General features: G+C 66.9%; 15 protein-coding genes. 2 read left to right on the forward strand and 13 right to left on the reverse strand.

What is annotated here, in order from left to right; translation table 11 throughout:
• Positions 1-40: 40 nt before the first annotated feature.
• The 3 genes from NWF22_RS00735 to NWF22_RS00745 form a co-directional block, all read right to left on the reverse strand.
• Positions 41-1,324: a deoxyguanosinetriphosphate triphosphohydrolase gene (locus NWF22_RS00735; RefSeq protein ID WP_160901061.1), complete on the reverse strand. Its 1,284-nt coding sequence runs from the start codon at positions 1,322-1,324 to the stop codon at positions 41-43.
• Between the two features lie 10 nt (positions 1,325-1,334).
• Entirely contained in the window at positions 1,335-1,787 is a 453-nt protein-coding gene (locus NWF22_RS00740) for a cold-shock protein (protein ID WP_160901060.1), read from the reverse strand.
• 170 nt (positions 1,788-1,957) lie between these two features.
• Positions 1,958-3,361 (reverse strand): glycine--tRNA ligase, encoded by a 1,404-nt coding sequence (locus NWF22_RS00745; protein WP_160901059.1) that lies wholly within the window; start codon positions 3,359-3,361, stop codon positions 1,958-1,960.
• A gap of 170 nt (positions 3,362-3,531) precedes the next feature.
• On the opposite strand from NWF22_RS00745, the gene NWF22_RS00750 reads away from it, so the two are divergent.
• Complete coding sequence (locus NWF22_RS00750) at positions 3,532-3,909, forward strand: ArsR/SmtB family transcription factor (protein WP_160901058.1); 378 nt, start codon at positions 3,532-3,534, stop codon at positions 3,907-3,909.
• Positions 3,906-4,322, forward strand: a complete 417-nt coding sequence (locus NWF22_RS00755) for a Fur family transcriptional regulator (protein WP_160901057.1) — start codon at positions 3,906-3,908, stop codon at positions 4,320-4,322. The genes NWF22_RS00750 and NWF22_RS00755 overlap by 4 nt, the downstream gene beginning before the upstream one ends.
• Here NWF22_RS00755 and NWF22_RS00760 read toward each other — a convergent pair.
• The 10 genes from NWF22_RS00760 to NWF22_RS00805 form a co-directional block, all read right to left on the reverse strand.
• Complete coding sequence (locus NWF22_RS00760) at positions 4,314-4,724, reverse strand: hypothetical protein (RefSeq protein WP_160901056.1); 411 nt, start codon at positions 4,722-4,724, stop codon at positions 4,314-4,316. The genes NWF22_RS00755 and NWF22_RS00760 overlap by 9 nt on opposite strands.
• Positions 4,721-5,551: an isoprenyl transferase gene (locus NWF22_RS00765; RefSeq protein WP_160901055.1), complete on the reverse strand. Its 831-nt coding sequence runs from the start codon at positions 5,549-5,551 to the stop codon at positions 4,721-4,723. Before NWF22_RS00765 ends, NWF22_RS00760 begins: the two co-directional genes overlap by 4 nt.
• Before the next feature lie 13 nt (positions 5,552-5,564).
• Complete coding sequence (gene recO / locus NWF22_RS00770) at positions 5,565-6,323, reverse strand: DNA repair protein RecO (RefSeq protein ID WP_160901054.1); 759 nt, start codon at positions 6,321-6,323, stop codon at positions 5,565-5,567.
• A 48-nt stretch (positions 6,324-6,371) separates the two neighbouring features.
• Positions 6,372-7,862, reverse strand: coding sequence for a YhgE/Pip domain-containing protein (locus NWF22_RS00775; RefSeq protein WP_160901053.1), 1,491 nt, complete (start codon positions 7,860-7,862; stop codon positions 6,372-6,374).
• 3 nt (positions 7,863-7,865) lie between these two features.
• Positions 7,866-8,798, reverse strand: coding sequence for a GTPase Era (era, locus tag NWF22_RS00780; protein ID WP_160901052.1), 933 nt, complete (start codon positions 8,796-8,798; stop codon positions 7,866-7,868).
• Complete coding sequence (locus NWF22_RS00785; protein ID WP_160901051.1) at positions 8,798-9,154, reverse strand: cytidine deaminase-like protein; 357 nt, start codon at positions 9,152-9,154, stop codon at positions 8,798-8,800. The genes era and NWF22_RS00785 overlap by 1 nt, the downstream gene beginning before the upstream one ends.
• Complete coding sequence (locus NWF22_RS00790) at positions 9,135-10,580, reverse strand: hemolysin family protein (protein ID WP_160901050.1); 1,446 nt, start codon at positions 10,578-10,580, stop codon at positions 9,135-9,137. The genes NWF22_RS00785 and NWF22_RS00790 overlap by 20 nt, the downstream gene beginning before the upstream one ends.
• Before the next feature lie 2 nt (positions 10,581-10,582).
• Positions 10,583-11,149, reverse strand: a complete 567-nt coding sequence (gene ybeY, locus NWF22_RS00795; protein ID WP_160901049.1) for an rRNA maturation RNase YbeY — start codon at positions 11,147-11,149, stop codon at positions 10,583-10,585.
• Entirely contained in the window at positions 11,146-12,237 is a 1,092-nt protein-coding gene (locus NWF22_RS00800; RefSeq protein ID WP_258321283.1) for a PhoH family protein, read from the reverse strand. Before NWF22_RS00800 ends, ybeY begins: the two co-directional genes overlap by 4 nt.
• 137 nt (positions 12,238-12,374) lie before the next feature.
• Positions 12,375-13,139, reverse strand: a complete 765-nt coding sequence (locus NWF22_RS00805; RefSeq protein ID WP_160901048.1) for an alpha/beta hydrolase family protein — start codon at positions 13,137-13,139, stop codon at positions 12,375-12,377.
• Between the last annotated feature and the right edge of the window lie 11 nt (positions 13,140-13,150).

The following is a 13,150-nucleotide window of genomic DNA, read 5'->3' on the forward strand; positions in this document are numbered from 1 at the left end:
GTAGTGAGTGCGCGACGCATCGCCGCACCCCTGTTCACACTCAGCCGAGGTGCGCCTGAGCTCCGGAGTTCTGCCGGTCCGAACGCTCGAGTCGACCCTCGGTCATCGACGCGATCTGGTCGACGATGACCCGCAGGCGTGCAGCATCATCGGCGGCTTCCTGCCAGAACGGCACGAAGATCGGGTCGAGCCCACCCGGGGCGGCCGCGGTCAGCCAGTCCGCGACCCGGTGGATGCGTTCGCGTTGACGCCGCTGGGTGGCCTTGTGGCGTTCGTTGGAGAAGATGAACCGCAGCGCGAGGGTCTTCAGGATGGCGACCTCGGCCGCCACCAGCGGCGAGACGGTGAGGTCGGCGTCGTAGCGCGACACCGAGCGGTCACCGACCATTGCACGGGTCCCGGTGATCGCCGCCGATGCGAATCGTCCGATCAGTTCGCTGGTGAGCCGTTTCAACGTGACCGCGCTGTCGAGGCTGCCGTCGTAGCCGCCCGCCGCCATCACGATGTCCATCCTGGACAGCCGCGCAGCCGCGTCGATCAGCGCACCCGCCTCGAGTCCGTCGAACTCCTTGACGCCGATGTCGGCCAGCGCCCGCTGATCGATGGGATCGGCCAGCGTGCGCAGGTCGATGCGGTCGGCGATGACCCCGTCCTCGAGATCGTGGACGGAATAGGCGACGTCGTCGGACCAGTCCATCACCTGGGCCTCGAGGCACTGCCGGCCGGCCGTCGCACCGTTGCGAATCCACTCCAGTGCCCACGCGTCGTCGTCGTAGGCGCCGAATTTCACGGCGGGTGGCCGTCTCGTCCAGGGGTACTTCAGCGTTGCATCCAGCGAGGCCCGGGTGAGGTTGAGTCCCGCACTACGACCGTGCGCGTCGAGCAACTTGGGTTCCAGGCGGGTCAGGATGCGCAGGTTCTGCGCATTGCCCTCGAATCCACCAATCTCGGCCGCGACCTCGTTGAGCGCTCGTTCCCCGTTGTGCCCGTACGGAGGATGCCCGATGTCGTGGGCGAGGCCGGCCAGTTCCGCCAGGTCCGGTTCACACCCCAGCCCGATCGCTATTCCACGGCCGATCTGACCGACCTCGAGCGAGTGGGTGAGTCTGGTGCGCGGGGTGTCACCTTCCCGCGGGCCAACGACCTGTGTCTTGTCGGCGAGGCGACGCAGCGCAGCCGAGTGCAGCACGCGTGCCCGATCCCGCGCGAAGTCGCTGCGGTGATCGGTCCGGGTCCCGGGCAGACTTGCGACCTTCGGGGCCTCGGGCACGAACCGCTCGACGGCCTCGTCACCGTACTCGGCCGTCGGGGGAATGGCGGACATGCTGGTGGAGCTAGTCAAGCACCCAGCCTCGGGCGACCGCGAAATCGGTGATGCGCTGGCGGATCGCCACGATCTGTCCGGCGGTCAGGTCGTCCGAGGAATCGAGCAGCAACTCGGTGATCTCCTCGGTGAACGCCGACGCGTCGAGTGAGCCCGAGCCGCGCGGGCGTCGCGGACGATCGCCGCCGTGTGAGCGGCCGTGATCGTGCCCGTCGCGTCGATGCGGACGGCCGGCCGGTGCCTCGTCGGCGGGAGCAGCCTCGGTCACCGCCACGTTGACCGCCTTGGAACCCCGGTCGGTCTCCTCGACGTCGAACTCCACCTTGGCGCCCGGCTTCAGGGCATTCTCGTCGATGTCGATGTCGTTGATGTGCAGGAAGACGTCGGCGCCGCCCGACTCCGGTGCGAGGAACCCGAATCCCCGATTTGCGTCGTAGTGCACGACCTTGCCACTGACGGTCACCGCTTCACTCGCTCTCCTCGCCGCACCACCCTCCGGACCCCATGCCCGGGCGTGCGACGACAACTCCACTCACAACTATGACAGATATCCGCAGGTCGCACTGGACGCGGGCCTTTCGTGACGACCCCACCCTGATCCCGCAGCAGCGAGCTTGCGAGCGTCACGAAGGGTCAGGAACCGAGCAGCTTGCCGCCGAGGTACTCCACGACCTTGTCCAGCGCGACCCGCTCCTGGCTCATGGTGTCGCGCTCACGCACGGTCACCGCCTGGTCGTCGAGGGTGTCGAAGTCCACCGTGACGCAGAACGGCGTGCCGATCTCGTCCTGGCGCCGATATCGCTTGCCGATTCCCTGTGCGTCGTCGAACTCGACGTTCCAGTGCTTGCGCAGTTCGGCGGCGAGGTCTTTGGCCTTCGGCGACAGCTTCTCGTTGCGCGACAGCGGGAGCACCGCCACCTTCACCGGGGCCAGGCGGCGGTCGAGCTTCAGCACCGTGCGACTGTCGGTACCGCCCTTGGCGTTGGGCACCTCTTCCTCGGTGTAGGCGTCGCAGAGGAACGCCATCAGCGAGCGGGTCAGACCCGCGGCCGGCTCGATGACGTACGGGGTGTAGCGCTCGCCGGAGGCCTGGTCGTAGAACGACAGGTCTTCGCCCGAATGCTCGCTGTGGGTTGTCAGGTCGAAGTCGGTGCGGTTGGCGACGCCTTCGAGCTCACCCCACGGGTTGCCGGAGAAACCGAACTTGTACTCGACGTCGACGGTGCGCTTCGAGTAGTGCGAGAGCTTGTCTTTGGGGTGCTCGAACAAGCGGAGGTTCTCCGGGTCGATACCCAGATCGACGTACCAGTTGAACCGGTGGTCGATCCAGTACTGATGCCAGTCTTCGTCCTCGCCGGGCTTGACGAAGAACTCCATCTCCATCTGTTCGAACTCCCGGGTGCGGAAGATGAAGTTGCCCGGGGTGATCTCGTTGCGGAAGCTCTTGCCGATCTGGGCGATACCGAACGGCGGCTTCTTGCGCGCGGTGGTCATGACGTTCTTGAAGTTGACGAAGATGCCCTGCGCCGTCTCCGGTCGCAGGTAGTGCAGGCCTTCTTCGTCGTCCACCGGGCCGAGGAACGTCTTGAGCAGGCCGCTGAACGCACGCGGCTCGGTCCACTTGCCCGGCTGACCGGTGTCGGGATCGTTGATGTCGGCCAGGCCGTTCGCCGGCGGGTGACCGTGCTTGAGTTCGTAGGCCTCGATCAGGTGGTCGGCGCGGAAGCGCTTGTGGGTGTGCAACGACTCGACGAGCGGGTCGGTGAACACCTCGACGTGCCCGGAGGCCTCCCAGACCTGCCGGGGCAGGATCACCGAGGAGTCCAGACCCACCACGTCCTCGCGGCTTGTGACCATGGTGCGCCACCACTGACGCTTGATGTTGTCCTTGATCTCGACACCGAGCGGACCGTAGTCCCAGGCCGAGCGGGTACCGCCGTAGATCTCACCGCAGGGGTAGACAAGGCCTCGACGCTTGGCGAGGTTGACGACGGCTTCGACCCTGCTCGGTTCGTTACGGTTGGACTGGGCGGCCACGGTTAACTGATCTCCAACGACTCGGTGTTCTCGGATGACGCCACCGTCGCGCACCATGTCAGCGGAGCACCATGTCGAAACGGCAGCCATTACAGGGTAGCCACACCACTATCCGATGACGGAATCCACTCCACCGCCAAATGAAAACCACTTCCTTTAGGATGGGTGTGATGGGCTCACCAGAACGAGATTGCGCCGCCGGCGCCGACGCGCATGTCGCGGGACCGGCGGAATATGAGGCGGCCAGCGACCTGTTGCGTGCACTTGCCTCACCCACCCGCGTCGCGATCGTGCTGCGGCTTCAGGATCGTCCGCAATGTGTGCACGAGGTGGTGGGCGCGCTGTCGTTGAGCCAGCCGCTGGTCAGCCAGCACCTGCGGGTACTCAAGGACGCCGGTGTGGTCCGCGGCAATCGCAGCGGCCGCGAGATCATCTACGAGCTGGTCGACCACCACCTCGCCCACATCGTGACCGACGCGCTCACCCACGCGATGGAACCGCGACGGGCTGCCGAACCCGCTCGGGGCGATGGCGAGGTGTCGCGGTGACCGCGCGCACCGACCGTCCGGTCACCGGTGTGCGGTCGACCCGCCAGCGCGCGGCGATCGCCGACGCCCTGGCCGCCGGCGACGACTTCGTCTCCGCACAGGAACTGCACGAGCAGCTCAAAGCGCGCGGCGAATCGATCGGGCTGACCACCGTCTATCGCAATCTGCAGGCGCTCAGTCAGGCGGGACAGATCGACGTGCTCTGGGACGGTTCCGGCGAGATGCGCTACCGCCACTGCTCGTCGGGACACCACCACCACCTGGTGTGCCGCCGCTGCGGCACCACCGTCGAGGTGCAGGCCGAACCCGTCGAGAAGTGGGCAGCCACAGTGGCCGCCCGGCACGGGTTCACCGAGATCAACCACACCGTGGAGGTGTTCGGCTACTGCGCGGACTGCCAGCGGTCACGCTGAGAGCTGCTGTGCCGCATCCGCTCCCGCCGACAACACCATGTGCAACACGGTCAGCAACGGCATGTCGTCGAGCGATCCGGCCGGGAACGTGTAGTACTGCAGCACATCGGTGGTCACCCCTTCGGGATCCGAACGGCGCAGGGCGCCGAAACTCAGCTGCGCGTCGCACGATTCCACGTCGTCACGCAGCGCATCGGTGTTCGGCAGGTCGAGCGCGACGAGTTGGGTCACGGTGAGAACTTCGAGACCGGCGGCCAGTTCCAACGCCCTGATCGATGCGCGAGTGGAACCCACCTGCACCACAACCGACTCGGTGTCGACGGTCACGACCTCGCCGAATTCCGCGACCAGGGTGGCGACCCGGGACGGCCATCCCGGTCGCTTCGCAGCCACCTCCGTCATGTCGGCATCACCCCGCCGAAACGCCGGTCCCGCTTCGCATACTCGACACAGGCCGCCCACAGGTCGCGGCGATCGAAATCGGGAAACAGCTTGTCCTGATACACCATCTCGGCGTAGGCGGATTGCCACAGCAGGAAGTTGGACGTCCGCTTCTCCCCCGACGGCCGCAGAAACAGATCGACGTCGGGCATGTCGGGTTCGTCGAGGTAGCGGGCGAACGACGACTCGGTGATGCGTTCGGGGTCGATCTCGCCAGCCGCCGCTCGCCGGGCGATCTCCTTGGCCGCGTCGGCGATCTCGGCCCGGCCACCGTAGTTGACGCACATGGTCAGTGTCATGACCGTGTTGTCCCGGGTCATCTCCTCGGCGACCTCGAGCTCACGGATCACGCTGCGCCACAGCCGCGGTCGGCGCCCCGCCCAGCGCACCCGTACGCCCATCTCGTTCATCTCGTCACGCCGACGACGGATCACGTCCCGATTGAAGCCCATCAGGAACCGAACCTCTTCGGGGCTGCGCGACCAGTTCTCGGTGGAGAACGCATACGCCGATAGCCAGGACACCCCGAGTTCGATGCACCCGCACACGGTGTCCATGAGCACGGCCTCGCCACGCTTGTGCCCTTCGGTACGGGGCAGGCCACGATCCTGCGCCCACCGACCGTTGCCGTCCATCACCAGGGCGACGTGTTTCGGGATCAGCTCCGACGGCAGTGCGGGTGGCGTCGCCCCGCTGGGGTGCGGGTCCGGTGGTCGGACCTCGGCGTCGGCCGATCTGGGGGCAGCCGGTCGGACCTTCCCGGATCGCGAACCGGGTCGTAACGCCATCGCCCGTCTCCTCTCACGCGGTGTCCACCAGCCTATGGGGTGCTTCACGTTCGATGAGGGGCAGGGTTCGCAACTGCCGTTCCAGATGCCACTGCAGATGCGCCGCGGTCAGCCCGCTGGCCTGCCGCTGCAACGAGGAGCTGACGTCCACGGTGTGCTCCCATTCGCCACGGAAGAGCGCGTCCATCAGATCCAGCACGCCCGGCGACGGTGTGGCCGAGCCCGGCGGCCGGCAGTGGATACAGACCGCACCGCCGGCCGCCACGTGGAACGCGCGGTGCGGTCCCGGCTGCGCACAGCGGGCGCAGACGTCGAGGGTGGGCATCCATCCCGCGCAGTGCATGGCCCGCAACAGGTAGGCATCGAGGATGAGTTCGTTGGGCCGCCGATGTTCGGCCAGCGCGTGGAGCGCACCGACGGTCAGCCGGTGCAGTTGCGCGGCCGGCGCACGTTCCTCACCGGCGAGCCGCTCCGCGGTCTCCAGTACCGCACATGCGGTGGTGTAGCGGCTGTAATCGGCGACCAGCGCATCGGCGAACGCGTGCAGGGTGTGCACCTGGGTGACCACGTCCAGAGAGCGCCCCGGATACAGGTGCACATCGACGTGGGCGAAGGGTTCGAGCCGGGCGCCGAATTTGGATCGGGTACGTCGCACACCTTTGGCGACCGCACGGACCAGGCCGTGCTCCTGGGTGAGCAACGTGATGATGCGGTCGGCCTCTCCCAGCTTGTGCTGGCGCAGCACGACGGCTTCATCCCGATAGAACCTCACCCATTCATTCTTCCACCGCGCACCGACGGTGACCGCCGCGACATGCGCTCAGCCCGGGTCGGCGGGTCTGTCCGCGGAGACCGCGGCGACATGTGCCGGCGACGGTGTGGTGATGGTCGCCGGACCGCCGCCGTCGGCGAACCGCGCCAGACGCGGCGGCAACGTCATGCCGCCGGGGAACCGGTGCCAACCCTTGCGGTCGTAGAGCTTGGTCCCACCGAGTCCCAGCGCGATCCCGACGAGCAGGCCGATCAGGCACTGGATCACCGATCGCCCCAGACCGGCGTCGAGGTCGGCGTCGAAGTACAGGATCGCCCGACACCCCAGGTACACCAGGTGCATGGGCTCGATGGCGGCGATCCACGCAAAGATCCGCGGACTCGCCTCCAGTGGCACGGTGCCGCCCGACGACGGCAGGCCGAGGATGACGAAGAAGATCAGGTTGAGGATCAGGCCCGGGTTGCCGAACACGGCCATCATCGAACTCGCCGAGACACCCACGGCGGTGATCACCAGCACCGAGAACATCCAGAGGGAGAACGCATTCGGCAGCGACGTGCCGACGGCGGCGCACACCGCGATGTAGAGCCCCGACTGCACCAGCGCGACGAACACCATGATCGTCCACTTGGTCGCCAGGGTCCCCCAACGTGAGATCGCCAGCCGTTGGCGGAGCTGATAGAACGGCCCGTACTCGATCGGCGTCTGTCCTAGGATGCCGTCGACCACGACACTGACCATCATGGCGCCGGTGAATCCGGCAAGGATCAGCAGCAGCGTGTAGTAAAAGGCCGAGAGCCCGTTGCCCGAGCCGTCCGGCAACGGTGTCGGTTCGATCACCCGCACGTCGACGGGGTTGGCGAGCGCCAGTTGCGCGGCTCCGGAGAAGGGCACGTCGGCGGCCACCAGGGTTTGCCGCACCGTCGCCACCAGCCGCTCCCCGACCTGGGCATTGACCTGTTCGGACATCTCGTCGGCGAACGTCGTGGTGACCGCCGATGCGAACGTGCCGGAACCGCGGTTGATGAACACGTCGATGGCCATCGGCGCAGGTTTGGCCTGCAGAACCGCCGAGCGCCCCAACGCCACGGCGCGGTTGGTGAAGTTGGGCCCGATCACCACGACGCCGTAGGTCTTGCCGGAGTTGAGTTCGCCCAGCGCGGTGACACGGTCCGTGCGCTCGACGGCGATTCCACTCGCGGCCGCGGCCGAGACCACGCCGTCGGCGACCTCGGCGCCGAAGTTCTGCGTGGTGGTGGTGCCGTCGGGGTTGTCGACTTCTCCGCCACGGTCTTCGTTGACCAGCGCGATCGGGAAGTCATGCAGATTCTTCTGCGGATCGGCGACTGCGCCCATGTACACCGCAGCCATCAGCGACATGATCACGACGACCAGGATGAGCGGCGCCAGCCAGAACCGTGGCGAGCGGAGAACCTCGGCGATGGTGCTGCCGGCCTCGGCCTCGGGGACCGACGCTTCGGACACCACCTCGTCGCCCGACGACTTCTCGGTGTCGTCGGTGCTCTCGTGACGCCCCATCGGCTAGAAACCCATCCGGCCGAGCTGTTTGGGGTCACGTTGCCAGTCCTTGGCGACCTTCACATGCAGGTCGAGGAAGACCTTGGTGCCGAGCAGTTTCTCGATCTGCGCCCGGGCCACCGTGCCGACCTCTTTGAGCCGTGAACCGCGGTGGCCGATGATGATGCCCTTCTGGCTGTCGCGTTCCACGTAGAGAATGGCGTGGACGTCGACCATCGACGGGCCGTCGGCGGACTCGCCGTTCTCGTCGTCCCTGTCGCTCTCGCGCGGGATGATTTCCTCGATGACGACGGCCAGCGAATGCGGCAGCTCGTCACGCACCCCCTCGAGCGCCGCCTCGCGGATGAACTCCGCCATCAGCACTTCCTCGGGCTCGTCGGTGAGCTCGCCGTCGGGATAGAACGCCGGTCCGGGCTCCATCAGACTCACCAGGACGTCGGTCAGCACGTCGAGTTGCTTGCCGGAGCGGGCCGAGACCGGTACCACCTCGCTGTCGGGTCCGAGCAGTTCGGACAGCGCGACGAGTTGTGCCGCGATCTTGTCCGGGGTGACCCGGTCGATCTTGGTGACCACGCCGAGCACCGTGGTGCGCGGCGCCATCTGGCGCACCTGGGACAGAATCCACCGATCGCCCGGGCCGATGGCCTCGTCGGCGGGTACGCACACGCCGATGACATCAACTTCGGAGTAGGTGTCGCGAACCAGATCGTTGAGCCGCTGGCCGAGTAGCGTCCGCGGGCGGTGCAGCCCCGGGGTGTCCACCAGGATCAGCTGCGCGTCATCGCGGTTCACGATGCCGCGGATGGTGTGCCGGGTGGTCTGCGGCCGGTTGGAGGTGATCGCGATCTTCTCGCCGACCAACGCATTGGTCAGCGTCGACTTCCCGGTGTTGGGCCGGCCGACGAAACACACGAAACCCGACCGGAACTCGGCCATCAGACCGAACCCACCCGTTCGACAGGTGCACCCTTCAGGTCGGTCAGCACCGCATATGCATCGGCGCTGACCTCGGTCAGCGTGATCATTCCGGGATCATCGGCCGCGCCGTTGACCACCACCGCCGCCTCGAATGCGCGCGCGCCCGACGACAATGCGGTCGCGATCGCGACCTGCAACCCGGACAACCGGAGTGACGGCATCTCCACCGGTGCGCCGGCGTAGGTGCGGCCGTCCCCGTCGCGGACCGCGGCGGCGGTGCTCGTCTCGGCGCGGGCAAGTGCCCCTCGGGCGAGGACGACGAGTTTGTGGTCCTCGTCGGAGAGTTCGGTGTTCTCACCCGGGGCTGTGGTCACGTTCAGTCCTCGCTGCCGATGGTGTGCTTCGTACGGTCGCCGTGCGATCGCTGCGACGACCTCGGCTGGACATGGAGTATTCCGCACCCCTGTCCCGCTCGGCCACACCATCACCGGGAATGTCGCTGTCATGGTGGTCACCGCGCCCGGGCCGGGTGTCGTCGGTCTCGGGCTCTTCGATGCGGGTGACCAGCACGGTGATGATGCGCTGGCGTCCCCGACGGTTCGGTCCGCCCTCGGCGACCAGCAACAGTCCGTGGGACTCCACCCGCGCCCCCGGCAGCGGGACACGACCGAGTTCGAGGCCGAGCAGACCGCCGACGGTCTCCACCTCGTCATCGTCGATGTCGACGTCGAACAACTCACCGAGATCCTCCACCGGCAGTCGCGCCGACACCCGGATCGAACCGTCGTCGAGTTCCTCGACGGGCGCGACCTCGTCGGTGTCGTATTCGTCGGTGATCTCACCGACGATCTCCTCGAGAACGTCCTCGATGGTGACCAATCCCGCGATACCGCCGTACTCGTCGACGAGCAGCGCCATGTGATTGCGGGTGCGTTGCATGTCGGCGAGCACCTTGTCCAGAGGCTTGGAGTCGGGCATGAACTCCGCATCCCGCATCACCTCATGCACCTGTGCAGATGCCGACACTCCGCCGGCGACCAGATCCTTCAGATACACCACGCCGACGATGTCGTCGGGATTCTCACCGATCACCGGGATACGCGAGTGACCGGACCGCACCGCCAGATTCATCGCCTGGGTGGCCATCTTGTCCTGCTCGATCCAGATCATCTCCGGGCGCGGCACCATCACCTCGCGGGCGTTGGTGTCGCCGAGATCGAACACCGACTGGATCATCCGTCGTTCATCGGCCGCGACCACACCGCTGGCCTCGGCGAGATCGACGACCTCACGCAGCTCGACCTCGGTGGCGAACGGCCCGTTGCGGAAACCCTTACCGGGGGTGAGCGCGTTACCGATCAGGATCAGCAGCCGGGTGAGCGGCTTGAGCAGCAAACCGATGGCCTGCAACGCGATCGCCGAACCCAACGAGATGGTGTAGGCATGCTGGCGACCGAGGGTACGCGGACCGACGCCGACCGCCACATACAGCACCACCGCCATGCCGAGGATCGCGGCGAACAGACCCCACCCCACCCCGAGCCAGTCGGTCAGGGCGAGCGCGATGAACGCCACCGACGCCGTCTCGCAGGTGACGCGCAGCAGCACGGCGAGACCGACGTAGGTGCCGCGACTCTCCAACACGGTCGCCAGTCGGCCGGCACCTGCGCGATGCTCCTTCATCAGGTCCTCGACGCGAGCCTGCGACACCGTCGAGAGCGCGGCATCCATGGCGGCGAAGATGCCGCCGAGCAGCAGCAGCGCGAGCGCGGCCACGACGAAGATGACGTCGTCAGGCACCGTCAATCGTCCTCGTCGGAGGGGTTGTCACCCGCGGTGAAATCGGTGAATCCGATATTGGTCAGCAGCCGCGTGTCGCGGTCGGATTGCCGACGGACCTGCGCCTGACGATTCCGCTCGGCATAGAAGTCGTCGAGTATCCGGTTCTGCAGACCGAACATCTCCTTCTCCTCCTCGGGTTCGGCGTGGTCGTAGCCGAGGAGATGCAGCACACCGTGAATGGTCAGCATCGACAACTCGTGTTCGAACGAACGCCGAGCAGACTTCGCCTGCTCCGCCGCGAATTCCGGACACAGCACGATGTCACCGAGGATCGCCGGCCCGGGTTCGGCCGCGTCGGGACGGCCGCCCGGCGCGAGTTCGTCCATCGGGAAGCTCATCACGTCGGTCGGACCGGGCAGATCCATCCACTGCATGTGCATGTCGGCCATCGCATCCAGATCGACGCACAGGATGGACAGCTCTGCCGCCGGATGCACATCCATCGCCGCCACCGCGAAACGCGCGGACGAGATGATGAGATCCGCCGGGACCTCAACACCCGACTCGTTGGCCAGCTCGATACTCATGAGCGACGCCCGTGGTTCGCGGCGCGACGCGACGCGCGGTTGCCGGGCAGCCGGTCGGCGTCACGCAGGCCGCCACCGGACCGTTGACTCTCCTCGGCGCGGCCGTAGGCGTCCACGATGTCGGCGACGAGACGGTGGCGCACCACGTCCTGACTGGTGAGCGTCGAGAAATGGATGTCATCGATACCGTCGAGGATGCGAGTGGCGGCCATCAGGCCGCTCTGCGCCCCGCCGGGCAGGTCGACCTGGGTGGTGTCACCGGTGACGACGACCTTCGAGCCGAATCCGAGGCGGGTGAGGAACATCTTCATCTGCTCGCCGGTGGTGTTCTGCGCCTCGTCGAGGATGATGAAGGCGTCGTTAAGTGTCCGGCCCCGCATATATGCCAGCGGCGCCACCTCGATGACCCCGGCGGCCATCAGCTTCGGGATCGCCTCGGGATCCATCATGTCGTGCAGCGCGTCGTACAGCGGCCGCAGGTAGGGATCGATCTTCTCGCTGAGCGTGCCCGGCAGGAAGCCGAGGCGCTCGCCGGCCTCCACGGCCGGGCGGGTCAGGATGATGCGATTGACCGACTTGGACTGCAGCGCTTGCACCGCTTTGGCCATCGCGAGGTAGGTCTTGCCGGTGCCGGCGGGGCCGAGTCCGAACACGACGGTGTGGTTGTCGATCGCGTCGACGTAGCGCTTCTGGTTGAGCGTCTTGGGCCGGATGGTCTTGCCGCGACGAGAGAGGATGTCCAGCGACAGCACGTCGGCGGGCGATTCGCTCGCCCCGTCCGACAACATCGACACGCTGTGCCGCACGAGGTCGGGGGTCAGCGGGGTACCGCGCCCGACCAGATCGACCAGTTCTGCGATGACGCGTTCGGACGCCGCGACGTCGCCGGCCGGTCCGGTCAGGGTCACCTGGTTGCCGCGCACATGGATGTCGGCGGGCAGGAGTTGTTCCAGCGTGCGGAGATTGACGTCACTCGCTCCGAGCAGGCCGAACACCACCTCGGAAGAGATTTCCACGTTGGAGGTGACAGATCGGCCCGCGGGTGGTCTGTTCGACGACGTGCTCGCGTCCGGGGTGTCGTCACTCACGTATGAAATCACTCCTCAGGGTCTGTTTTCGGTGCAGCGGTTGCGCCGGGATCATGCCAGTCTAACGCGATTGAACGGGGCATCAGCAGGCATTATTCCGCTGCCAACCACCGCTGCGGTGCCCGATGGGCGTCGGCTCACACACCCAGCAACCGGATCGTCCGGCGGGTGGAGGCGCTGCGCGGATCGACGAATGCATCATGTCCCTCGCCGGGCACCACCACGAGTTCGGCCGATTGCCCGGCGGCGGTGACCGTCTGCACATATCGGCGACTCGCCTCGACCGGGATCGCGGTGTCGAGTTCGCCGTGCAGGGCCACGACGTGCGCGTCGAACGGTTCCTGACACACCGGGGACGCCTCGCGATAACGATGTGGGATCTCGTCGGCCGGTCGACCCATCAGACCGCGAATGGAGGGACGGTCGGCGCCCGCTTCGAGGTCCAGGGCCGCCGATTGCGCGATGACCTGCGTGATCGTGGTGCCGGCAGTGTGGGCGCCAAGTTGGGCCACCGCCCACACGGCGAGCTGTCCACCGGCCGAGTGGCCGACCACGGCCACCGCGTCCCAGTCCACCTGCGCGGCGATCTCCCCGGGGATGGCGTCGCGGACCGGCCCGTCCAGAGCCCGCAACGCGGCCAACACGTCGCGGCCCGTCCCGGGCCACCCGCCTCCGTCCTCACCGACGCGGCGGTACTCGATGTTCCAGACCACACAACCCCGTCCGGCGATCAGGCGGGCGATCGCGGTCTCGATGGTGAGTGCGAATTCGGTACTCCAGTAGCCACCGTGGATCAACACCACCGGCCGCACCACGTCGGTCGGCCCGATGCCGTCTGCGGGAAGATACACGTGACCGAATTGCGATGGAGCCGTGCCGTATTCGACTTTGGTGCGTTGCACCGCACACCGTT

The organism is Gordonia mangrovi, from assembly GCF_024734075.1.
GTDB lineage: Bacteria > Actinomycetota > Actinomycetes > Mycobacteriales > Mycobacteriaceae > Gordonia > Gordonia mangrovi.

Coding starts and splice junctions, on each gene's coding strand:
- NWF22_RS00735 (WP_160901061.1), bottom strand. CDS start 1,324: ATGTCCGCCATTCCCCCGACGGCCGAGTACGGTGACGAGGCCGTCGAG.
- NWF22_RS00750 (WP_160901058.1), top strand. CDS start 3,532: ATGGGCTCACCAGAACGAGATTGCGCCGCCGGCGCCGACGCGCATGTC.
- NWF22_RS00760 (WP_160901056.1), bottom strand. CDS start 4,724: ATGACGGAGGTGGCTGCGAAGCGACCGGGATGGCCGTCCCGGGTCGCC.
- NWF22_RS00765 (WP_160901055.1), bottom strand. CDS start 5,551: ATGGCGTTACGACCCGGTTCGCGATCCGGGAAGGTCCGACCGGCTGCC.
- NWF22_RS00775 (WP_160901053.1), bottom strand. CDS start 7,862: ATGGGGCGTCACGAGAGCACCGACGACACCGAGAAGTCGTCGGGCGAC.
- era (WP_160901052.1), bottom strand. CDS start 8,798: ATGGCCGAGTTCCGGTCGGGTTTCGTGTGTTTCGTCGGCCGGCCCAAC.
- ybeY (WP_160901049.1), bottom strand. CDS start 11,149: ATGAGTATCGAGCTGGCCAACGAGTCGGGTGTTGAGGTCCCGGCGGAT.